This window comes from Mycolicibacterium anyangense, from assembly GCF_010731855.1.
Taxonomy (GTDB): domain Bacteria; phylum Actinomycetota; class Actinomycetes; order Mycobacteriales; family Mycobacteriaceae; genus Mycobacterium; species Mycobacterium anyangense.
Map to the genome: position 1 here is coordinate 3,676,342 of NZ_AP022620.1, position 22,305 is coordinate 3,698,646.

General features: G+C 67.9%; 20 protein-coding genes, 1 tRNA gene and 1 other RNA gene. 9 read left to right on the forward strand and 13 right to left on the reverse strand.

Going from position 1 to position 22,305, the window contains the following annotated elements; translation table 11 throughout:
* Nucleotide 1: 1 nt before the first annotated feature.
* Nucleotides 2–988, reverse strand: a complete 987-nt coding sequence (locus G6N35_RS17405; RefSeq protein ID WP_163805381.1) for a DEDDh family exonuclease — start codon at nt 986–988, stop codon at nt 2–4.
* Nucleotides 989–1,077: 89 nt separating this feature from the next.
* On the opposite strand from G6N35_RS17405, the gene G6N35_RS17410 reads away from it, so the two are divergent.
* A complete protein-coding gene (locus G6N35_RS17410; RefSeq protein WP_163805382.1) occupies nt 1,078–2,352 on the forward strand; it encodes a Mur ligase family protein in 1,275 nt (424 codons plus the stop codon).
* Nucleotides 2,352–3,062: a type 1 glutamine amidotransferase gene (locus G6N35_RS17415; protein ID WP_179967378.1), complete on the forward strand. Its 711-nt coding sequence runs from the start codon at nt 2,352–2,354 to the stop codon at nt 3,060–3,062. The genes G6N35_RS17410 and G6N35_RS17415 overlap by 1 nt, the downstream gene beginning before the upstream one ends.
* 24 nt (nt 3,063–3,086) lie before the next feature.
* Here G6N35_RS17415 and G6N35_RS17420 read toward each other — a convergent pair whose 3' ends face one another.
* From G6N35_RS17420 to G6N35_RS17430, 3 genes are all read right to left on the reverse strand, one after another.
* Nucleotides 3,087–3,968 (reverse strand): type IV toxin-antitoxin system AbiEi family antitoxin, encoded by an 882-nt coding sequence (locus G6N35_RS17420; RefSeq protein WP_163805383.1) that lies wholly within the window; start codon nt 3,966–3,968, stop codon nt 3,087–3,089.
* Nucleotides 3,969–4,081: 113 nt separating this feature from the next.
* Nucleotides 4,082–4,693: a recombination mediator RecR gene (gene recR, locus G6N35_RS17425; RefSeq protein WP_163805384.1), complete on the reverse strand. Its 612-nt coding sequence runs from the start codon at nt 4,691–4,693 to the stop codon at nt 4,082–4,084.
* 4 nt (nt 4,694–4,697) lie between these two features.
* Entirely contained in the window at nt 4,698–5,045 is a 348-nt protein-coding gene (locus tag G6N35_RS17430; RefSeq protein WP_163807747.1) for a YbaB/EbfC family nucleoid-associated protein, read from the reverse strand.
* 173 nt (nt 5,046–5,218) lie between these two features.
* On the opposite strand from G6N35_RS17430, the gene G6N35_RS17435 reads away from it, so the two are divergent.
* Entirely contained in the window at nt 5,219–5,977 is a 759-nt protein-coding gene (locus G6N35_RS17435; protein WP_163807748.1) for an Rv3717 family N-acetylmuramoyl-L-alanine amidase, read from the forward strand.
* Between the two features lie 33 nt (nt 5,978–6,010).
* Here the strand turns inward: G6N35_RS17435 and G6N35_RS17440 are convergent, their stop codons facing one another.
* Entirely contained in the window at nt 6,011–6,451 is a 441-nt protein-coding gene (locus tag G6N35_RS17440) for an SRPBCC family protein (RefSeq protein WP_163805385.1), read from the reverse strand.
* A 91-nt stretch (nt 6,452–6,542) separates the two neighbouring features.
* Here G6N35_RS17440 and G6N35_RS17445 point away from each other — a divergent pair, with 91 nt between their 5' ends.
* Complete coding sequence (locus G6N35_RS17445; RefSeq protein ID WP_163805386.1) at nt 6,543–7,919, forward strand: FAD-binding oxidoreductase; 1,377 nt, start codon at nt 6,543–6,545, stop codon at nt 7,917–7,919.
* Complete coding sequence (locus tag G6N35_RS17450; RefSeq protein WP_163805387.1) at nt 7,916–9,229, forward strand: class I SAM-dependent methyltransferase; 1,314 nt, start codon at nt 7,916–7,918, stop codon at nt 9,227–9,229. Before G6N35_RS17445 ends, G6N35_RS17450 begins: the two co-directional genes overlap by 4 nt.
* Nucleotides 9,230–9,248: 19 nt before the next feature.
* Here G6N35_RS17450 and G6N35_RS17455 read toward each other — a convergent pair whose 3' ends face one another.
* From G6N35_RS17455 to ffs, 5 genes are all read right to left on the reverse strand, one after another.
* The gene (locus G6N35_RS17455) at nt 9,249–9,623 is read right to left on the reverse strand and encodes a heme-binding protein (RefSeq protein WP_179967379.1); all 375 of its coding nucleotides are present in this window, start codon (nt 9,621–9,623) and stop codon (nt 9,249–9,251) included.
* Nucleotides 9,624–9,751: 128 nt separating this feature from the next.
* Complete coding sequence (locus G6N35_RS17460; protein WP_163805388.1) at nt 9,752–11,689, reverse strand: DNA polymerase III subunits gamma/tau; 1,938 nt, start codon at nt 11,687–11,689, stop codon at nt 9,752–9,754.
* Nucleotides 11,690–11,746: 57 nt separating this feature from the next.
* Nucleotides 11,747–13,198, reverse strand: coding sequence for an aminotransferase class I/II-fold pyridoxal phosphate-dependent enzyme (locus G6N35_RS17465; protein WP_163805389.1), 1,452 nt, complete (start codon nt 13,196–13,198; stop codon nt 11,747–11,749).
* An 11-nt stretch (nt 13,199–13,209) separates the two neighbouring features.
* Nucleotides 13,210–14,484: an aspartate aminotransferase type Ic gene (locus tag G6N35_RS17470; RefSeq protein WP_163805390.1), complete on the reverse strand. Its 1,275-nt coding sequence runs from the start codon at nt 14,482–14,484 to the stop codon at nt 13,210–13,212.
* A gap of 55 nt (nt 14,485–14,539) precedes the next feature.
* An RNA gene (ffs, locus tag G6N35_RS17475) (signal recognition particle sRNA small type) lies at nt 14,540–14,634 on the reverse strand.
* Nucleotides 14,635–14,713: 79 nt separating this feature from the next.
* Between ffs and G6N35_RS17480 the strand changes: the two genes are divergently transcribed.
* From G6N35_RS17480 to G6N35_RS17490, 3 genes are all read left to right on the forward strand, one after another.
* Nucleotides 14,714–14,799, forward strand: a tRNA-Ser gene (locus G6N35_RS17480).
* Between the two features lie 73 nt (nt 14,800–14,872).
* Entirely contained in the window at nt 14,873–15,550 is a 678-nt protein-coding gene (locus G6N35_RS17485) for a lipid uptake coordinator LucA (protein WP_163805391.1), read from the forward strand.
* Between the two features lie 196 nt (nt 15,551–15,746).
* A complete protein-coding gene (locus tag G6N35_RS17490; RefSeq protein ID WP_179967380.1) occupies nt 15,747–16,406 on the forward strand; it encodes a cutinase family protein in 660 nt (219 codons plus the stop codon).
* Nucleotides 16,407–16,418: 12 nt separating this feature from the next.
* On the opposite strand, the gene G6N35_RS17495 is transcribed toward G6N35_RS17490, so the two are convergent.
* Together G6N35_RS17495 and G6N35_RS17500 are read right to left on the reverse strand one after the other, a co-directional pair.
* A complete protein-coding gene (locus G6N35_RS17495; protein WP_163805392.1) occupies nt 16,419–19,019 on the reverse strand; it encodes an alpha/beta hydrolase family protein in 2,601 nt (866 codons plus the stop codon).
* 147 nt (nt 19,020–19,166) lie between these two features.
* Entirely contained in the window at nt 19,167–20,444 is a 1,278-nt protein-coding gene (locus G6N35_RS17500; RefSeq protein WP_163805393.1) for a PecA family PE domain-processing aspartic protease, read from the reverse strand.
* Here G6N35_RS17500 and G6N35_RS17505 point away from each other — a divergent pair.
* A complete protein-coding gene (locus G6N35_RS17505) occupies nt 20,410–20,904 on the forward strand; it encodes a hypothetical protein (RefSeq protein ID WP_163805394.1) in 495 nt (164 codons plus the stop codon). The two genes, G6N35_RS17500 and G6N35_RS17505, sit on opposite strands and share 35 nt — an antisense overlap.
* Before the next feature lie 317 nt (nt 20,905–21,221).
* On the opposite strand, the gene G6N35_RS17510 is transcribed toward G6N35_RS17505, so the two are convergent.
* Nucleotides 21,222–22,271 (reverse strand): DNA polymerase domain-containing protein, encoded by a 1,050-nt coding sequence (locus tag G6N35_RS17510; protein WP_163805395.1) that lies wholly within the window; start codon nt 22,269–22,271, stop codon nt 21,222–21,224.
* Nucleotides 22,272–22,305 lie beyond the last annotated feature (34 nt).

Consider the following 22,305-nt stretch of genomic DNA (forward strand, 5'->3'; position numbering starts at 1 on the left):
TTCAGAACAGGGCGAACTGCTGACCCTGGTCCACCGACTGCTCGAACTCGTCGATCCCGGTGCCGTTGGCCACCTCGGCGACGGAGTCCATGAACTCCTTGTCGGAGACGGTTGGCACACCGAGTTCGCGGGCCTGATACCCCTTGCCCTGCTCGGGCTCGGCGGCGTTGCAGATCACCAGCGACGTCTCGGGGTCCACCGCGTCGGCATAGGCCAGGCCGGCATGCAGGATGCGCTCGACGAGCTCCTCATGGGTGCGCTCGACCTCGGCCGACAGCGCCACCCGCATGCCTTGCACCAGCCGGCGACCGTCGTAGCGGCCGGGGTTGAGGTACGGGCACGGCATGCGGGAGGCCAGCATCTTCAGCGGGCGCAGCTCTTCGTGGGTGACGCGGCCGTTGGGCCAGCGCCGGCGGCTGGCCGGGCGCACCGGCAGCCAGACGCCACGGTCCCGGGCCCGCTGCAGCGCCGGGGTGAGCACCCGGGAGAGCACCAGTGCGTCGTCGAACGCGTCGTGGGCGCGGGTCTGGGCGACCTCCCAGTGCCGGGCCAGGGTCTCCAGGCGCAGGTTCTCCAGGCCCAGATCCAGGCGGCGGGCCAGTTCGACGGTGCACATGACGGTGTCGATCGGCAGCGCGGTGTCGGCCATCTCGGCCTCGGCAGTCAGGAACGCGTAGTCGAAGGCGACGTTGTGGGCGACCAGGGTGCGGCCGTGCAGCAGGTCGACGACGTCAGCGGCGATATCGCCGAAGGTCGGCTGATCTTCCAGCATCTCGGCAGTCAGGCCGTGGATGTGGGTAGGGCCGGGGTCGACTCCCGGATTGAGCAGGCTGACGACGGAATGTTCGACGCGTCCCTCGGGGTCCAGGGCGAGGGCGGCGAGGCTGATCACCCGGGCATGACCTGGGCGAAAGCCGGTGGTCTCGACGTCAACGACGACCCAGCCCTCCCCCGGCTCGGAGGCTGGTCTGCCCCAGGTGTGGCTCACCCAGTCAGAATGGCACGCACCCCCGACAGCGCCCGGTACATCGCACCGTGTCGGGCCTTACACCTGCGCTCGGCATAAACTGCGTTCCGATGCCCAGGCCGACGATGACTCTCCGGGGGCGCACCGCGCTTGCCGCCGGCGCCGCCGCGCGCTGGGCCTCGCGGGTCACCGGCCGCGGGGCAGGCGCCATGATCGGCGGCCTGGTGGCGATGACCCTGGACAAGTCGATCCTGGGCCAGTTGGGCACCGGACGTCGCACCGTCGTCGTCACCGGCACGAACGGCAAGTCCACCACCACCCGGATGACGGCGGCCGCGCTGGGAACGCTGGGATCCGCGGAGCCGCGGAGCCGGCGACATCAGACTGTCGCGACCAATGCCGAGGGCGCCAACATGGACGCCGGGCTGATCGCAGCCCTGGCTGGTACCCCCGACGCGGCGCTGGCCGCCCTGGAAGTCGACGAGATGCACGTACCGCACGTCTGCGACGCCGTGCAGCCGTCGGTGATCGTGCTGCTGAATCTCTCGCGCGACCAGCTGGACCGGGTCGGCGAGATCAACCACATCGAGCGGACCCTGCGCGCGGGGCTGGCCCGGCACCCCGACGCCGTCGTCGTCGCCAACTGTGACGACGTGCTGGTGGCCTCTGCCGCCTACGACTGCCCGAACGTGGTGTGGGTGGCGGCCGGCGCCGGCTGGGCCAACGACTCGGTGAGCTGTCCGCGCAGCGGCGAAGTGATCGTCCGCGACGGGGTGGACTGGTACTCCACCGGTACCGATTTCAAGCGCCCGTCACCGCAGTGGACATTCGACGAGGTGAACCTCTACGGGCCGGACGGTCTCGAGATTCCGATGCGGTTGTCACTGCCGGGCCGGGTGAACCGGGGTAATGCCGCGCAGGCGGTCGCGGCAGCCGTCGCACTCGGCGCCGACCCGGCCGCCGCGGTGGCCGCGGTGTCGACGGTGGACGAGGTCGCCGGGCGCTACCAGACCGTACCCATGGGTGAGCACACGGCGCGAATCCTGTTGGCCAAGAACCCCGCCGGCTGGCAGGAAGCACTGTCGATGGTGGACACCAGCGCCGACGGCGTGGTGATCTCGGTCAACGGGCAGGTGCCCGACGGGGAAGACCTGTCCTGGCTCTGGGACGTCAACTTCGAGCATTTCGAAGGCGTGCCGGTGGTCGCCGCCGGCGAGCGCGGCACCGACCTCGCGGTGCGGCTTGGCTATGCCTCGGTGCCGCATACGTTGGTGCACAACACGATTGACGCGATCACGTCCTGCCCCAAGGGGCATGTCGAGGTGGTGGCGAACTACACGGCGTTCCTTGCGCTGACCCGCGCAGTGGGAAGGATGCGATCCTGATGAGCGCCGTGCAGATCGGGCTGGTGCTGCCCGATGTGATGGGCACCTACGGCGACGGTGGTAATGCCGTGGTGCTGCGGCAGCGGCTTCGGCTGCGCGGCATTGCGGCCGAGATCGTGGAGATCACGCTGGCCGAACCGGTGCCCGACTCGTTGGACCTCTACACCCTCGGCGGTGCGGAGGACTACGCACAGCGGCTGGCCACCAAACATCTTCTGACACATCAGGGTTTACAGCGTGCGGTATCGCGCGGGGCGCCGGTGCTGGCGATCTGCGCGGCGATCCAGGTGCTGGGGCACTGGTATGAGACCTCGGCCGGTGAGCGGGTCGAGGGCGTGGGACTGTTGGATGTGACCACCTCACCCCAATCGGCCCGCACGATCGGCGAGGTAGTGGCCAACCCGTTGGTGGAGGGGTTGTCGCAGCCGTTGACCGGGTTCGAGAATCACCGCGGCGGAACCGTTTTGGGGCCTGATGCACGTCCGTTGGCCGCGGTGGTCAAGGGTGCGGGGAATCGCGATGGTGACGGCTACGACGGGGCGGTGCAGGGCAGCGTTGTAGCGACGTATCTGCACGGGCCGTGCCTGGCGCGCAATCCGGAGCTGGCCGACCTGCTGCTGTCGCGGGTGGTCGGGCCGCTGGAACCGCTGAACCTGCCCGAGGTTGACGAGCTTCGCCGCGAACGTCTGGCCGCCCCCCGCCGGATGTGAGCCTTCATCGCGCCCAAACCGACGTTACGCAGCGAAAGTTCGAGTAGATCGCGCCATTTCGTCGATCTCGGCACCACCCCGACGCACGTAAGCCTCGCGCGCCCGCAACAGGATCTCGGCGGGCCGGTCCTCCGCAATCACGCGGATGACCTCCCAGCCGCGTCTCTCCACCATGGGCAGACGCCGAAGATCCTTGACGTACTGGCGGCGATCACTGCGATGTTGGTCTCCGTCGTACTCGAACGCAAGCTTGATGTCGCGGTAGCCCATATCCAGATAGGCCACCGGCACGCCGCCCTCCATCACCGGGATCTGTGTCTCAGGAATCGGCAGTCCACCGTCGATCAATAGCAGTCTGAGCCAGCTTTCCTTGGGCGATGCGGCCCCCGGGTCGACGAGTGGCAAGAGCTCACGGAGTTGACGCACACCCCGGACCGGGCCATACCGGCGCATGATCTGCTCGACATCAACGGCGGCGAACGGGGCAGCACGCATAAGCGCATCCAGTCGTCCTAGAGCGTCCGCGCGCTTCTGGTATCGCCCAAGCTCAAATGCGGTACGCGCCGGCGTGGTCACCGGCAAGCCGCCCACTTCGGTGACTTCGTCGTCGGCCAATCGATCCATCCGAATGACCAACCCAGCCTGCCGACGTCGTTCCGCTACCAGAACTTCGATCGGCTCGTCATCACGAATCCACTGTGCACCGTGCAAAGCCGACGCTGCCGAACCGGCGATGACGCCAGTTCGGTCGGTATACAGCCATGCGCCGCGTGCCCGGTCTCCCAGGCTTGGCTCTGCATATTTCGGCACGTACACGCCGCGGAACAGCTGCCGATACCAACGGCGTAGATCGTGTCGTGAAACGCCATCGCCCAGCGCTTCCCTACCGAGAAATATTTCAGTCATGGCGGCATCGTCGTCCAAGGGTCCGACAGTGCGCCGAGATCGACGAAATGGTGCGGTCTACTCGCACTTCTGCGCCGGTTTGTCGGTTTCGGCGCAAAGAGGGGCAAAGGGAACTAGACCATGGCGCGGCGGCCGACCAGGGCTCGGCCCAGCGTCAGCTCGTCGGCGAACTCCAGGTCACCGCCCATCGGCAGGCCCGAAGCAATCCTGGTGACGGTCAGCCCCGGGATGTCGCGCAGGATCCGCACCAAATACGTTGCGGTGGCTTCACCTTCGGTGTTCGGATCGGTCGCGATGATCACCTCGGTGATGTCCACCCCATCGACCCGTTCACCAATTCTGTTGAGCAGCTGACGAATTCGCAGCTGATCCGGCCCGATCCCGGACAGCGGATCCAGCGCCCCACCCAGGACGTGGTAGCGACCGCGAAACTCGCGCGTCCGCTCGACGGCCTGCACGTCCTTGGGCTCCTCGACCACGCACACCTGCGTACCGTCACGCCGGGCGTCGCTGCAGATCCGACAGCGCTGCGCGTCGGACACGTTGCCGCACACCTCGCAGAACTGCACCCCGTCGCGCACCCGCGCCAGAACCGCGGTCAGCCGGTCGATGTCCGGCGGTTCCACCGACAGCAGATGGAACGCGATGCGCTGGGCACTCTTGGGCCCGATACCCGGCAGCTTGCCGAGCTCGTCGATCAGATCCTGGACGGGGCCTTCGAACACAGCGTCAGACCGTCGGGATCCCGGGCGTACCGAGACCACCGGCACCTGGAATACCGGGCGGAGTCTGGTTGGCCAGCGGTCCCAGATGCGTCTGGGCCAGGATCGTGAACTGCCGGGACGCGTCGGCGATGGCACCGACGACCAGGTCCTGCAGCGTCTCGACATCGGAGGGGTCGACGACCTTGGGGTCGATGCGCACCCCGACCACCTGTCCGCTGCCCTTCATCGTCACCTGCACCAGCCCGCCGCCGGCCTGACCCTGCACCTCGGAGGCGGCCAGCGCCTCCTGGGCTTCCATCAGCTTCTGCTGCAACTGCTGGGCCTGCTCCAGCGCGGCCTGCAGACCGGGCATCAGCTGATCGCGCACCTGCTCGGCCTTCTCACGCAAACCCTCGAGGTCGGGCACTTCTCCGGGCTGCATGACGGTCTCCTTGCATCTTGGTCTCGACTTGGTTTCGCCTGGGGATTCCGGCGCTCGCCGACTTCAAGCCTAGACGCCAAAGAGTTACGGTGACGCGCGTGCTTATGTCCGCTTCAAGGCGTGTCGCCACCGCAGCTTGCGCCGGCCTGTTGATCGCGGCATACCCTCTGGCAAGCCCGATCACCCATGCCGCGCCCGCCAACATCGCGGGCATGATCGTGTTCCTCGACCCCGGCCACAACGGCGCCAACGACGCCTCGCTGACCAAGCAGGTCCCGACCGGCCGCGGCGGCACCAAGGACTGCCAGACCACGGGCACCAACACCGACGACGGCTTCCCCGAACACACCTTCAACTGGGACACCGTGCTGCTCATCCGCCAGGAGCTGACCCAGCTCGGCGTGCGCACGGCGATGTCGCGGGGTAACGACGACCAGGTGGCCGCGTGTGTGGACGAACGTGCCGCGATGGCCAACTCGTTCGCCCCCAACGCGATCGTGTCGATCCACGCCGACGGCGGACCGCCCACCGGCCGCGGCTTCCACGTGCTGTACTCCAGCCCGCCGCTGAACCAGGCACAGGCCGGACCATCCGTGCAGTTCGCCCGGGTCATGCGCGACACCCTGGCCGCCTCGGGCCTGACACCGTCGACCTACATCGGCACCGACGGGCTCAACCCGCGCGCCGACATCGCCGGCCTGAACCTGGCCCAGTACCCGTCGATCCTCATCGAGCTGGGCAACATGAAGAACCCGGCGGACTCGGCACTGATGGAAAGCCCGGAAGGCCGGCAGAAGTACGCCTCCGCCGTCGTGCAGGGCATCGCGGCGTTCCTGGCCACCCAGCCGCCGCGCACCAGCTGATTGCCCGCGTCGCTCCACTCCAGCCCGCCGGAGCTAAGCCGTTTCGACGGTCTTCTTCAGGTTGGCCAGCACCTCGTCCTGGATGCGGCGCAGGCCCAACGGCGCGAACGTCTTCTCGAAGAAGCCCTTGACGCCACCCGCGCCGGTCCAGGTGGTCTTGACGGTGACGGTGGAGCCCGGCCCGGCCGGCGCGACGGTCCAGTTGGTCACCATCGAGGAGTTGGCGTCCTTCTCGATGACGGTGTGACCGGCCACGTCGACCGCTGCCTGGACCTCGCGGACCCGCGACTTGGTGGCCTGCAGCTTCCACTTGGCCACCGTGCCCTGGCCATGGCCGCCCTGAAGCACCTGATAGTCGCTGTACTGCGACGACAGGATCTTCGGACGCACGCCCTGGTAGTCGGCGATCGCGTCGAGAACAGTGGCGGGTTCGGCGTCGATCAGGATCGTGCTGGCGGCGCTGACCTGTCCCATCAGGCAAAACTCCTCTGGTGGCGGGGGTGTCCCGGTGTGATCATTCAGCCGAGCGGTCGCATCGGCTGGGGCTGGCGACTAGCGTAGTCGTGTGTCTGTTGACGCGGCACTGACAGCTCACCGGCGGGGAGTAGAGCGACTCCTCGCCAGCTACCGCGCCATCCCGACCACGGCGTCGGTGCGGCTGGCCAAGCCGACATCCAACCTGTTCCGGGCCCGCGCCACACGCACCGCCCCGGGCCTGGACACCTCCGGACTGACCGGGGTCATCGCCGTCGACGCCGAGAACAAGACCGCCGACGTCGCCGGCATGTGCACGTATGAGGACCTGGTCGCCGCGACGCTGCCCTACGGACTGTCACCCCTGGTGGTCCCCCAGCTCAAGACGATCACCCTCGGCGGGGCCGTCACCGGGTTGGGCATCGAGTCGGCGTCCTTCCGCAACGGCCTGCCACACGAGTCGGTGTTGGAGATGGACATCCTCACCGGATCTGGCGAGGTGATCACCGCCAGCCGCGACCAGCATGCAGACCTGTTCCGCGCCTTCCCGAATTCCTATGGCACCCTTGGCTATTCGGTTCGGCTGCGGATCGAGCTGGAGACCGTCAAACCGTTCGTCGCGCTCGAGCACCTGCGGTTCCACGCCGTGGCCGACCTGGTGGCCGAGATGGACCGCATCATCGAGACCGGTGGGTATGACGGCCGGCCGGTCGACTACCTCGACGGGGTGGTGTTCAGCGCCGAGGAAAGCTACCTGTGCCTGGGTGTGCAGACCACGGCACCCGGCCCGGTCAGCGACTACACCGGGCACGACATCTACTACCGGTCGATCCAGCACGATGACGGCGTCAAAGACGACCAGCTGACCATCCACGACTACCTGTGGCGCTGGGACACCGACTGGTTCTGGTGCTCACGGGCATTCGGCGCGCAGGACCCGAAGCTGCGCCGGCTGTGGCCGCGCCGGTACCGCCGCAGCAGCGTCTACTGGAAGCTGATCGGCTACGACCAGAAGTTCGGCATCGCCGACCGCATCGAGGCCCGGCACGGCCGCCCACCGCGGGAGCGGGTGGTCCAGGACGTCGAGGTGCCGATCGAGAACACCGAGACGTTCGTCTCCTGGTTCCTCGACACCGTGCCGATCGAACCGATCTGGTTGTGCCCGCTGCGTCTTCGCGATCCCGACGGCTGGCCGCTGTACCCGCTGCGCGCCGACCACACCTACGTCAACATCGGGTTCTGGTCGTCGGTACCGGCCGATCCCCACCATGAGGGACACACCAATCGGGTCATCGAGCAGAAAATCAGTGACCTGCACGGCCACAAGTCGCTGTACTCGGATTCGTTCTACGGCCGCGAGGAGTTTGACGAGCTCTACGGCGGAGAAACCTACAAGACCGTCAAGAAGATCTACGACCCCGATTCGCGTCTGCTGGACCTGTACGCAAAGGCGGTGCAACGACAATGACCACGTTCCGCGACAACCCTGCTGAGGCTGCCGGCAAGCTCAGCCTTGCCGAGATCCTCGAGATGTTCACCGCCGGTGGCGAGCTTCCGCTGAAGTTCAGCGCCTACGACGGCAGCAGCGCTGGCCCCAAGGATGCCGAACTGGGCCTGGATCTGCTCACCCCGCGCGGCACCACGTATCTCGCCACCGCGCCCGGCGACCTGGGTCTGGCCCGCGCCTATGTGGCGGGTGATCTGGCCACCCAGGGTGTGCACCCGGGCGACCCCTACGAACTGCTCAAGGCGCTGGCCCAGAAGCTGGATTTCAAGCGGCCGCCGGCCCGCATGCTCGTCGACATCGTGCGATCCATCGGCATCGAGCGGCTCAAGCCGATCGCCCCGCCGCCCCAGGAGGCGTTGCCGCGCTGGCGGCGGATGGCCGAGGGTCTGCGGCACAGCAAGAAGCGCGACGCCGACGCCATCCACCACCACTACGACGTGTCGAACACGTTCTACGAGTGGGTGCTCGGACCGTCGATGACCTACACCTGCGCCTGCTATCCGAACGCGGAGGCGACGCTGGAAGAGGCCCAGGACAACAAGTACCGCCTGGTCTTCGAGAAGCTGAATCTCAAGCCGGGTGACCGGCTGCTCGACGTGGGGTGCGGCTGGGGCAGCATGGTGCGCCACGCCGCCCGCAACGGTGTGCGGGCGATCGGTGTGACGCTCTCCCGGGAGCAGGCGGCGTGGGCGCAGAAGGCGATCGCCGACGAGGGCCTGGCCGATCTGGCCGAGGTGCGCCACATGGATTACCGCGACGTACTGGAGAGCGGTTTCGACGCGGTGTCCTCGATCGGGCTCACCGAGCACATCGGGGTGGCCAACTACCCGGCCTACTTCGCTTTCCTGAAGTCCAAGCTGCGCACCGGCGGCCTGCTGCTCAACCACTGCATCACCCGGCCGGACAATCGGACCGGCCCCAGCGCCGGCGGGTTCATCGACCGCTACGTGTTCCCCGACGGGGAGCTCACCGGTTCGGGACGCATCATCACCGAGATACAGGACATCGGTCTCGAGGTGGTCCACGAGGAGAATCTGCGCCACCACTACGCGATGACGTTGCGGGACTGGTGCCGCAACCTCGTCGAGCATTGGGACGAGGCTGTCGCCGAGGTGGGCCTGCCCGTCGCCAAGGTGTGGGGTCTCTACATGGCCGGCTCGCGGCTGGGCTTCGAAACCAATGTGGTTCAGCTGCACCAGGTTCTGGCGGTCAAGCTCGATCCCAAGGGCGGCGACGGCGGGCTGCCGCTGCGCCCGTGGTGGAACGCCTAGGCTGACCGGCCGCCCGTCGCTACACCGGGTTGGGCGCGCCCTGGTCCCCGCAGCGGTTCTTGATGTCCTGCAACGGCTGCCGGATTCCGGCGATGTCGGCCTTCACGTCGGGGTTCGCGGCCATATAGGCCTTCACCTTGGCCAGCACCTGAGCGCGCGGCAGACCACCCAGGCTGGTGAAGAAGGCGTTCACGTCAGGGTGGGTGAACAGGTACACCGACGTGGCGGCCTGCACCCCGGTGCGCACCCCTTCCAGGTCGGCGGCCGTGCAGTTGGGTGGGGGCGGCGGCGCGTCAGGATCAGCCGACGCCAGTGGCATGGCACCCACCATCGTCAGGGTCAGCGCGCCGAACGTCGCTGCCGTCAGTCGCCGGGTCAGAAGAGTCCTGGGCATCGCCGCTCGATTCCGTCCTAGTCCCGGTGCGGCCCACATCGGACCGCACACACCGGGTTCGACGGTAGGGGGCGTTGGGCAGGAGTGCGCTGCGAGGAAGGCCGATTCGCCGATTACACAGCAAATCCTCAGCCGTCGATCCTCCGGGCACCCAACTCGGTCTGCAGCAGCTCCAGCGCCACCTCTTCAGGGTCACGGCGCGGGGCCGAGTCCTCCTCGCGGTTCACTTCGGCGATCATGCTGTCTTCTTCGGCCCGCTGCGCCTCGACCGGGTCGGGAGCGGGCTCCGGCGGCAGCGGTTCAGCGGCGGCGACGACGGGCCCTGCCGAGCCCACCTCGCACCGCACCCGCCAATCCACCCCGAGGGCGTCCTTGAGCGCGTCACGGATGACGTCGGCGTTGCGCTGCTCACTGAGCCGCTTGGCCAGCGGGGCGGACTCGTGCGCGAGCACCAGGGTGTCACCGTCGACCGCGCGCACGACCGCACCGGCCAGCATCACCTCGGTGGTGCGGCTGCGCTGTCGGACCTTCTCGCGGACCGTGGACCACATGCTGCGCACCGCGGCCGCGCCGGGCTCACCCGCGTGGGCTGCCGGGGCGGGTGTGGGCTCGGGGACCGGCTTGGGCTGAGGTGCAACAGGTTCCGGCTTGGCGACGGGCGCGGGCGGGGCGACGGGTTCGGGTCTGGCGACGGGTTCCGGTCTGGCCACTGGCTCGGGCCTGGCCGCCGGGGCAGGTGGCGCGGCGGGTTCGGGTGCGGCGACCGGTTCCGGGCGGGGAGCCGGCGGCGGCTCCGGCGCGGACGCGGGCGGCGCAGCGGGTGCGGCCGGTTGCGCCTGCGTCTTGCGCACGTACTGCTTGGCCGGAGCTGCGGACGTCGAGCTCAGCGCGGCCTCACCGGCCGGAATCGAGATCTCCATCCGGGTCTCGATACGTTCGATGCGCTGCAGCAGCGCCGATTCGGTGTCACTGGCCGACGGGAGCAGCAGCCGCGCACACACGACTTCGAGCAGCAGCCGGGGCGCGGTGGCTCCGCGCATCTCGCCGAGCCCAGCGTGCACCACCTCGGCGTAGCGGGCCAGCGTCGCCGGACCCAACCGGGCGGCCTGATCCCGCATCCGCTCCAGCACATCGTCGGGCGCGTCCACCACACCTCGGGTTGCGGCATCCGGAACCGCTTGCAGCACAATCAGATCGCGGAACCGCTCCAGCAGATCCGTGGCGAACCGGCGCGGATCATGACCGGCGTCGATCACCGACTCGACCGCGCCGAACAGTGCCGCTGCGTCACCCGCGGCCAGGGCGTCCACCGCATCGTCGATCAGCGCCACATCGGTGGCGCCCAGCAGACCCAGCGCCCGCTGGTAGTGCACCCGGTTGTCCTGGGCGCCGGCCAGCAGCTGATCGAGCACCGAGAGCGTGTCACGCGGTGAGCCGCCACCCGCCCGGATCACCAGCGGGAAGACGGCGTCGTCGACCTGGACGTCCTCGGAAGCCAGGATCCGCTCGATCAGCGACCGCATGGTGCGCGGCGCCAGCAGCCGGAACGGATAGTGGTGGGTGCGCGACCGGATGGTCGGCAGCACCTTCTCCGGTTCGGTGGTGGCGAAGACGAAGATCAGGTGCTCGGGCGGCTCCTCGACGATCTTGAGCAGCGCGTTGAAACCCGCAGTGGTGACCATGTGGGCTTCGTCGACGATGAAGATGCGGTAGCGCGACTGGGCCGGCGCATAGAACGCGCGGTCGCGCAGTTCGCGGGTGTCGTCCACACCGCCGTGGCTGGCGGCGTCGAGCTCGGTGACGTCCACCGAGCCGCCGCCGTTGGGTGCCAGCGCCACACACGAGGCGCACACCCCGCATGGGGTGGGGGTGGGCCCCTGCTCACAGTTCAGCGAGCGGGCCAGGATGCGCGCCGATGACGTCTTGCCGCACCCGCGCGGGCCGGAAAACAGATAGGCATGGTTGATCCGGCCGGCCGACAATGCCGTCGACAGCGGTTCGGTGACGTGCTCCTGCCCCACCACCTCGGCGAAGGTCGCCGGCCGATACTTGCGGTAGAGCGCCACGGAAGAAGGCTACCTAGACCGACCGACTTCGCCGCGACGGGTTGCGCCTGCGCTGCCTCAGCGCACCACTCGCAGCGTCTGCAGCGTCCTGTCGGCGGCATAGGCGACCCGGACGCCGTCGGCGCGGGCCTTGGCCAAGGTGTCCAGGACGCCCTCGGTGATCTGCTCACCGGGCGCCAGGACCGGTATGCCCGGCGGGTAGGGCGCGACGAGTTCGACGCTCACGCGCCCCACCGCGCGCCTCAACTCGACGGTCTCGGTGGGGGCGAAGAACGCCTCCCGCGGCGGCATCGCCGTGACGGGGGCGATCTGGTAGGCCGCCCCGGCGACGACGGGCCGGGGCGCCCCACGATGTCGCCGCACCGACTGCACCAGCGTCTCCACCAGGCGCCCGAGGCTGTCGTGGGTGTCGGCCAGGGACACCTGCGCGACGATCATGTCGCGCTCGGCGGCCTCCACCGGCAGTCCGGCTGCCAGCAGGTCGTTCTCGACGGCGATCCCGTCGGCACCGGTGCCGGACAGCACCACCGTCAGCTTGAGCGGATCGACGTGCGCACCGTCGAGGACCACGAGGCCCTCGACACCGCACAATTCGGCACGGGCGACGCGCACCGCGGCCAGCGCCTCCCCCAACAGGGCGGCCCCGTCGCGCTCGAGCAGCGCGCGGGCAGCATCGATGCTGGCGAGGATGGCACCGGCGGGGCTGGTGGTGTGCGTCGCCTCCACCCCGGCATCCAGAGCCGCCGGGTCGATCCGCTGACCGTTGGCCAGCACCATGGCGGCCTGGCTCCACGCGGGCAGCGTCTTGTGTGCGCTGACCACCATGGCGTCGGCACCCAGCTGCAGCGGGTGGCGCGGCAGGTCGGGGTGAAACCCGAAATGCGCGGCCCAGGCCGCGTCGACGATCAGTGGCACGGCACCGGCGTGCGCCGCCTCGGCGAGCCCGCGGATGTCACCGACGGTCCCGACGTAGGACGGGTCACCGACGAACACCGCCCGCGCCTGCGGACACTGCTGCAGCGCAGCGGTGACCGAATCGGGCCGTACCCCGAGCGGCAAGCCGGTCAACGGGTCGATCTCGGGAAACACCCACACCGGCGTGAGGCCGGCCAGAACCAGGCCCAGCAGCATCGACCGGTGCAGGGTCCGGCTGATGACCACCGAACCGTTGCCGGGCGACCCACTGGCGTTGACATCGCCGCTGCCGGCGGCCACCGCCAGCGCCAGCGATTGGTTGACGTGCGTCGCCCCGCCGACGGAGAACCGGCAGACCTGCGCACCCCACAGCCGCGCGGCCAGGCCCTCCGCCTCGGCCAGGACGCCCCGGCTCAGCTTCATGGTGTCCAGGCCCGCATACAGCGGAACGTCGCCGGCGACGACATCGCCGACCAGGTCGTGCCGCTGCTTGTGGCCCGGGATGGTGAACGGCGTGGGTGGGTTCTCGGCGAAGCGCAACCACGCATCCAACAGCGGCGCGCTCGCGCGCAATCCGCGTGGATCGTCAGGCATCTACCGGAAGCTCAGCCCAGCATCGATTCGGTGGCCGCCAGCAGCGCGCAGGTGGCCAGACCGTCGATCGCGTCCCGCAGATCAGACTCCGGCGGGAACGTAGGTGCGATGCGAATGTTCTTGTCTTCCGGGTCTTTCCGGTACGGGAACGAAGCGCCGGCCTCGGTCACCGCGATCCCGGCGTCCTTGGCCAGGGCCACCGTGCGCTTGGCCGTTCCGGGCAGCACGTCGAGGCTGATGAAGTAGCCGCCCTTGGGTTCGGTCCATGACGCGATCTTCGAGTCCGACAACCGCTGGTCCAGGATCTCCAGGGCGAGTGCGAACTTCGGCGCGACCAGCTGCTGGTGGCGCAGCATGTGCAGGCGCACCCCGTCGGCATCGGAGAAGAACCGCAGATGCCGCAGCTGGTTGACCTTGTCCGGGCCGATCGACTTCTTCCCCGCGTGCTGCAGGTACCAGGCGATATTGCCCAACGACCCGCCCAGGAAACTGACCCCGGCACCGGCGAAGGTGATCTTCGAGGTCGAGGCGAACACGAACGGCCGGTTCGGGTGGCCGGCCTTCTCGGCCAGTCCGAGGATGTCGATCTGGCGCGGGAAGTCCATGGTCAACGTGTGCACGGCATAGGCGTTGTCCCAGAATAGCCTGAAATCCGGTGCAGCAGTCTGCATTTGGACCAGACGGCGGGCCGATTCCCAGGAGTACGTGGTCCCGGTCGGGTTGGAGAACACCGGCACGCACCACATGCCCTTGATCGCCGGGTCGGCCGCGACGAGCTCCTCGATCAGGTCCACATCGGGGCCGTCCTCGAGCATCGGCACATTGATCATCTCGATGCCGTAGGTCTCGGTGATCGCGAAGTGGCGGTCGTAGCCCGGCGCCGGACAGAGGAACTTGACCACCGGCTCCTGGATCCACGGGCGCGGCGAGTCGACGCCACCGTGCAACAGCGAGAAGACGACGGCGTCGTGCATCATCTCCAGGCTCGCGTTGTTACCGGCGATCAGGTTGGGCACCGGCACGCCGAGCAGCTCACCGAAAATCGCGCGCAGTGCCGGCAGGCCGTGCAGGCCGCCGTAGTTGCGGGTGTCGGTGCCCTCGTCGTCGCGATAGTCACCGGCGCCCGGCAGGCTCAGCAGCGCGTTGGACAGATCCAGCTGGATGGCCGACGGCTTGCCTCGGGTCAGGTCGAGGGACAGCTTCTTGGCCTGCAAGTCGGCGTAGTTCTGGCGCTGGACATCATGCTGAGCAGCGAGCTCGTCACGGCTCAGGGAGTGGAACGACACCATGCGCCTTTCGACCGTCAACGCCGTGATCACCGGGGTGAGGGGTGTCCGACAAAATAGGGGACCCCGCGCACCCGCCAGAGCCCATTGACCCTTGCTGCCTTCCGGCCCTGGGGGAGTTCACAGGATAGACGCCGCGCGGGGTCCACAGCGAGTCTAATACCTGTGCCAATCCCGACTGTCAGGCAGCCGGATCCGAGCGCTCTGCGAGTCCGCTACCATTGCCGACGGAGGATTCGCCTAGTGGCCTATGGCGCTCGCCTGGAACGCGGGTTGGGTTAACAGCCCTCAGGGGTTCAAATCCCCTATCCTCCGCACCTGGTCCGAGGTGCGATCAGGGGTGAATCACCACCTGATCGCACCTCGGATTCACAGCATTAGGAGGGGTATGGGTCGCTTTACCGCGACGGCACTGCATCTGACGGTGTGGCTGGTCGGGGGCGTCCTGTACTTCCTGTTCGTCCTCCCGCGCTGGTGGGAGCTGATGGGCGATATCTCGCACACCCTCGGCACCGCGCTGCGCATCGTCACCGCATTGGTGTTCGCCCTGGCCGCTGTCCCGGTGCTGTTGACGCTGCAGCGCACCCGCGAGCCCGCACTGGGCACGCCGGCGCTGGCGTTGCGGCTGCGGTTGTGGTCGCTGATCCTGCATCTGGTGGCCGCTGCGCTGATCGCGGGCGCGGCCGTCACCGAGACCTGGGTCAGCCTGGACAGCGCGGGGCCGTGGTTGTTCGGGGTCTACGGTGCCGCGGCGGCGGTGGCGATTCTGGCGCTGGGGGCGTTCTACCTCGCCTTCGTCGCCGACCAGCCGGCAAAACCCGCCAGGGAGAAGAAGGCCAAGCGCAATCTCGGGACTTTCGCTGACGACGAGGCCGCGGGCGAGGTCGACGAAGATTCGGCGCAGGAGTCGACCGAACCGGCCGGCGATGAGCCTGCGGACGAGGACACCCCGGCCGAAGTCAGTACAGCCGCCGAACCCGAATCGGGTGCCCTGCGCAACAGGCGGCCGACCGGCAAGACCAGCCATCGGCTGCGCCGCCGGGACTCAACACCGTCAACCGACTGATCGGGCGCCGCCGAGATCGACGTTGTGGCGCACTCTTCTCGGGCATTGTGCGCCCGTTCGTCGGTTTCGGCGACACTACGTTCGCGCGGCCGTGTGCTGAAACACCATGGCACCCAGATGTGAATTTGCCGATAACGGTTCCTGATCCGCGGTGTGGCTGCAATTTTCGAGATCAGCGCCATGCCACCATGCGCCGGTGCCCCGACACCGGTCTGCTCTTCTGGTTGCTACCGCCCTGTTCACGCTCGCGATCCCGAATAACGCACCGCCAGCCGCCGCCGGAGCCTGCCCCGACGTTCAGGTGATCTATGCCCGCGGCACCAACACGACTCCCCCGGTCGACCCCGTCGGCCAGGCGCTCGTCAACATCCTCACTACGCAGCTGGCGCCGCGATCGCTGGCGATCTACGGCGTCGACTATCCGGCTACCCTGGACCTCGCCGGCTCGACGCCGCAGGGCTCCGCGGTGGCCTGGCAATACATCCAGAACCAAGTAGCCGCCTGTCCCGCAACGAGATTGGTGCTCAGTGGATACTCGCAGGGCGCGAATGTGATCGATGCGCTGACGGCCGACTCCGGCACCGCGCTCACCGTGCCCACGCCCATGCCGGCCGCCACCGCCGCCCATGTCGCCGCAGTGGTGCTGTTCGGCGACCCGTCGCGCAAGGTCGGCGGCGGTCCACTGACCGGACGCAGCTCGCTGTACGGCGCGAAGACGATCGACCTGTGCATGCCGGGAGACCCGATCTGCTCCTGGGGCACCGACCTTCTCGCGCACGGCAGGTACATCGACTCGGGCACGGTGGCCCAGGGCGCCCAGTTCGCGGCCAGCCGGGTGGTACAGACCACCGGCTGACCGCGGTACCGACTACGTCGGGAGGAGCTCAGGGCTGATGTTCGCCGGTGTCGGCACGGTGAGGTTGATATTGGAGATGTTCACCACGCCGTATGACGTCAGGCTCCAGTACGCCGTTGTGGAACTGGTGATCTGCAGGGTCAGGTTGTCGACGTTCGGATCGTCGACGGTGTAGACGATGTTCTCCATATTGACTGTGGCCGTGTGGGTTTGGCCGTCCATCGTGACCGCGACCGGAGTCACCAGGTTACCGACCACCAGCCCGGTCTTGTTGTCGACCAGCTGGGCGTAGACGAAGCGGTTGGTGCCGATGCCCTGGTAGTCGAAGCTCAGCGTGGGCGACCCGACGATCTGATTGATCCCGGTGGTGTTGACCGCGACGTTGATCGCATTGCTCGCCTTGGACGCCAGTCCCAGGGAGTACGGCAGCGTGGCCTGATAGGGCGGCGTGCCGCTACCGGGGCCCGAACCGCCGAGGAACGGCACGATCCCGAGCACCCCGCCGCTTGCGTTGGTGAGCACCTGCTCCGGGGTTCCGAAGAAGGGGCTGCCCGCCACCGGCAGATCGGTGGACTGGTACCAATTGCCCTTCTGGTCGGTGTACTGGAAGTTCGGGATCTCCGAGCCGATCGGCGGGGCGATTCCCTTCAACTGCTCGTTGAGGAACGTGATCGTGTTGGCCAGGTTCGGGTTCGGCGAGGTCGGCCCGGTCAGGCAGACGCCGTGCCCACCGCAGTACCAGACCATCTTCACGTCGGTGTTGCCGTTGGCCAGCACCGTCTGGGCGTTGTCGATGGCCTGCTGCAGGGTGAACAGCACGTCGACGGTGCCCTGCAGAAACAGCACCGGGATCTTCAGGTTGTTCAGCAGCGAGGTGGGTCCGCTGCTGCTCAACACCGCTTGTGCGGTCTCGCTCAGCCGGCCGATCAGGTCACCGGAGAGAACACCCAGGTAGATCTGGTTGTTGATCCGCGCACCGCTGGTGATCAGCGAGAGCAGCAGCAACGAGCCGTAGGCGGTCTTGAATGCGTCGTTCGGGTAGAGCGAGTTGTTCAGCGAGTTCCAGGCGATACCGGGGACGATGGCGTCGATCCGGGGGTCGACGGAGGCGCTGGTCAGCTGAATGCCGCCGCCGTAGGAGCCACCGACCATGCCGACCACCGGGTCGCCGGTGGTGTTGAGCGTGGACGCCGAAAGCCCGGCCACCCAGCTGACGATCGCCGAGACGTCGCGGCCCTCGAAGAACGGGTTGTCCAGCTGCAGGATGCCGCCCGAGGCGAACTCGCCGCGCGGGTCCCAGGTGACCACGTTGTAGCCGGCATCACGGAGTTGGGACACCCCCGGGGTCAGACCAGAGATGCCGTAGAGCTGGTACGGGTCGGTCTGGCCGGCGGTGGCCAGTCCCGGACCATCGAGCACCGTCTGCTGCTGCTGACCAGCGGTCAGGCCCGTGGCGGGGAACCAGTTGACGCTGATCAGGGTGCCGTCGAACGACGGCATCTTGTAGGTGTAGGCCACCGGGTTGGTCGCGGGCAGGACGGTGTTGGAGTTGAACGTCGCCAGGCTGGAGTAGCCGATCACCGGGGCGAGCAGGTCACCGAGGATCGGGGTCTGGTGCAGCAGGTTGATGATCGGGGTGGCCAGCGAACCGAGGATCGGAATGTTGCCCAAGAACTGGTCGAAGGCGGTGCTCTGGGCCACCATGATGGTGAACTTCTCGTTGGTGGCGCCGCTGAGCACCGACTGGTCGGGCAGGTAAACGAAGTTCCCCTTGACGTAGTTGGGGTCGGTGGTGGCTGAGAACGTGACCTTGCCACCCTTGTCCGGTGCGCTGACCAGCGTGTACACCAAGGTGCTTCCGGACGAGTCGGTGACGTAGCTCTGTCCGACGATGACGCCGTTGCTGATGGTCAGCGTCGGCGTCACGATGATCGGGTTGCTCCCGACGGTCAGCGACGCGGTGGTCTGGGCAGCCGCAGTGGTGGTGGTGAGCGCGCTGGCCGACTCGCGCCGGGTGAACGCCGCCAGGGCGAGCGCCAGCGGGTTGTCGACCGGCACCGTCGGGCCACCGTTGGCCAGCGGATCGAAGAGGTCGTTGATGGCGGTGGTCAGGGCGCCGGAGATCGACGTCGCCGGCGCGACGACGGGCGCGGCCGGGCTCACCGAACCGACCGTCGAGCTCGGCTTGGGTGCAGAAGCGGGTGCGGTCACCGCCGCATAGGTGCTGGATTCGGCGGGGCCGGCGGTGGCGGTGGACGCCGCAGGGGCGGCCGAGTTGTTGGACGAATCCGACGCGGAGGTGTCGGTCGACGATCCCGGGGTGCTCAGCGAGATGGTGCTGCGCGAGTGCTTGGAGCTGCTCTGCGCCCCGCCGGTACTGCTGACCTTCCCGGTGTCCGAGGAGGCGGCACGCCGGGAGCCGCCGGTGGACTTGGCATGGGAGCCCGATGAGCCGGCGTCGGCCGAACTGCCGCCGTCAGCGCCGGAACTGGCCGCCGATCCGGTGGACTGGTCCGCCAGGGCCACACCACAGCCCGACGACAGCAGCGCGGCGCCTACTCCCAGCGCAACCGCCAATCCGCCGACCCGACCCACGAACCTCGAAGCACCCATGTTCTTCTTCCTCCTGAGGATTGGCGACCGCCACCTCAGCGGAGATTAGCCCCACCGGGGGCCGGGGTCCGTGAAATTTCCGAAAACGTCAAAACGTGTTTGCTGTCGTTGGCAACGACAACACGAGTTACTTTGTCGGGCAAAGCCTCACGCGTAGTTGAAATCCGTCGAGCCGACACCGTACGGGTTGTTGTAGGCGTAGTTGATGTACACCGGCCCCTGCTGGAAGGCGTAGTAACCGGTGTTGATCAGGCCGGTGGAGATCACCGTCGGACTGCCGTAGGACGTCGTGGTGTAGGAGTACAGCAGCGTGTTGCCGTCGGGGGTGTAGACCGAGATCTTGGTGCCCGCCGGAACGGTGGATCCGACAGCGCCGCCGACGATCGACTGCAGCATGGTTCCGTACACACCGCCGGAGTCGATGATCGATCCGACCGTGGTCTTGGCGCCGTTGTTGACCTGGACCTGCAACCACGCGTCGGGAGCGCCGGATACCGAGGCCCGAACCGGCATCGCGTTCTGGCCGAAGATCATCAGACCACCCAGACCGAAGAACAACCCTTGGTAGAGGAGCACGCCGTCGCTCAGCTCACCCGGCAGGGACGTGGTGGGCAGGCTGGGGCCCGGCCCCGCCGCGTTCGCTCCGATGCCGAGAATGCCGTCAGCTCCCCAGCTCAGGAAATTCTCGAACGCCGCCGAGTCAGCCTGGGTGACAACGTCGACACTGGTCGGGCCGGAGACGATGCCGTTCCCGAAGTCGACGGTGGTCGTATAGATGTTGTAGTCGTAGGAGTCGGTGGGGGCACCGCTGTAGGTGATGGAGCCGCTGCCGGTCGGTGATCCCAGACCGTTCTGGTTGACCGCGTTGTAGGAGATCACCAGACCCGACGAACCGGTGTCCACCAGCACTGGCACGCTGGGACCGCCGTTGACCGAGAGGTAGACGACCGGTTCGGTGGTGGCCTTCATGGACACCGGCACGAACCCGTAGACCCGGGTGTTCGACATCGCCGCGGACAGCGAGTTCGACACCGGGGTCATGCTCCCGGTGCCGGTGAACAGACCGACCAGCGGCAACAGGAATGCCGCCGTGTTCATCTCCGCTCCGGCCAGCGACGGCAGCAGGATGTTGGCCAGCAGATTGCCCCCGGCGATCTGGTGGATGATCGGGATGTTCGCGGTGCTGGCGAAGAAGCCCTGCGCACCGGCGTTGGTTCCCTGCCAGATGTCCAGGGTGGCCGACGCGCTGGCCAGCAGGAGATTCGGCACGATGGCGGCCAGACCGCCGGCGATGTTCCCGCTGCCCCAGGTCGCCGCGTTGAGTTCGGTCTGCGCGTCGACGAGCTGCTGGCGGCCCAGTTGGTAGGCGACGCCGGCCACGATCTTCGGATTGGTCGGCAGGTATGAGGTCGAGCTCGGGGTCACCGACTCAGCCGGCGCTGCGGTCTGCGTGCTGGTCGTCTCCGCCGTCGAGGAGGAGGTGGCCGACGAGGTCTGCGTGGCGGCGGTCTTGGTGGCCGTCACTCGGGCGGTGTGTGCGACGGTCGTCGAGGTCACCGGGGTGGGCTCGGGCAGGGCTTCGGTGGACGTCGTGGTGACCGTCGCCGATGTCTGGGTGAGCACCGCCGCCGCACCGGCGTTGCCGGCCGCCGCGGAGCCGGCGGTGCCGGCGCTCGAGCTGTCCGACGTGGGTGCGGACGACCGTGAGCTGGTGTTGCCACCCGACGACGACACCTTGCTGCTGCTGCGCGCCGAGTGGGCGGTGGTCTTCTTGGCCGTGCTCGACGAATCGCTGGCCGAGGAATCACTGGAGCCCGGCGAGCTGCTGTCCGAACTGGCCGACGCGCTCTTGGCGCTGCCACCGGAGGATCCGGTGTCGGCGTAGGCCACTGCTGTTCCGCCGGCCAGTGCCGCACCCACCCCGAGTGTCACCGCGCCGGCCCCCAACCAGGCGTAGGGCTGCAGGCGGCGCCGCTTCGCGCGGTGCTTTCCGCCGCTGCCGTTCGTGCTCCCCGTTTGCCTCATTGCTTCCCCTCGCGTTGATGGCTCACACAGCGAGTTAACGCCGTCGCGAATTTGCTGGTTTGTCTATCACAGCGTCTGGTGGCGGGCATAGCCAACGCGCACAGCTCACAGCTGGCACCTAACCAGAGCAGCAAACAATACTGGCGTATTTGCCAGCGGCAGTAATCAGTCCTGGGCTCAGTGGCCGTCGATATCCCTGTCGGCCTTGCGATCGGTGTCCCGGCTGGGCTGCACCCGTTTGGGTTCGCCCGGCATCTTGGGGTAGTTCGGCGGGTACGGCAGGTCACCCAGACCGCGCTCGTCGTCGGCGTCGGCCATCGCCAGCAGCGCATCGATGGACTGGGCCTGCGAATCCATGTCCGCCATCGGGTCGCCGCGGCTGGCGATCAACGCCGGGACGGTGGCCATCGTGTAGTCGTCCGGATCGGCGTCGGCCAACTCAGCCCACGTCAGCGGCGTCGACACCGTGGCGATCGGAGTGGCTCGCACCGCATAGGCGGCGGCGAAGGTGCGGTCGCGCGCGTTCTGGTTGTAGTCGATGAAGATCCGCTTGCCGCGTTCTTCCTTCCACCACGAGGTGGTGACCAAATCCTCAGCGCGCCTTTCGATTTCGCGAGCCAGGGCGATGCCGGCCCGGCGCACCGCGACGAAGTCCCAGTGCTCGGCGATACGCAGGAACACGTGGATCCCTCGGCCGCCCGAGGTCTTGGGGTAACCGATCAGACCGAGTTCGTCGAGCAGTGGCTTGAGGATGTCGACGGCGACGGTGCGCGCCTGCGCGAATCCCGTGCCCGGCTGCGGGTCGAGGTCCACCCGCAGCTCGTCGGGATGGTCGGTGTCCGGACACCGCACCTGCCACGGATGAAAGGTCACGGTGCCCATCTGGGCAGCCCACACCACTGCCGACGGGTGGGTCACCTTCAGCGCGTCCGCGGTACGGCCGGACGGGAACGTCACCCGGCAGGTCTGCAGATAGTCAGGATGCTTCTCGGGCACCCGCTTCTGGTAGATCTCCTCGCCGTCGATCCCGTCGGGGAATCGCTGCAGATGCGTGGGGCGGTCGCGCAGCGCGGTCAGCAATGGTCCGGCGCAGGCAACCGTGCGGTAGTACTCGACGAGAGTGCCCTTGGTCCCGGCTGATCCGAGTGCGGGGAAATAGCTCTTGTCCCGATTGGTGAGCCGCACCGCGACGCCGTCGACGTCGAGTTCCTCGGCCTTGGTCGCCACACGTTCGAAACTACGCCGTTGCGGCACCGGGGAT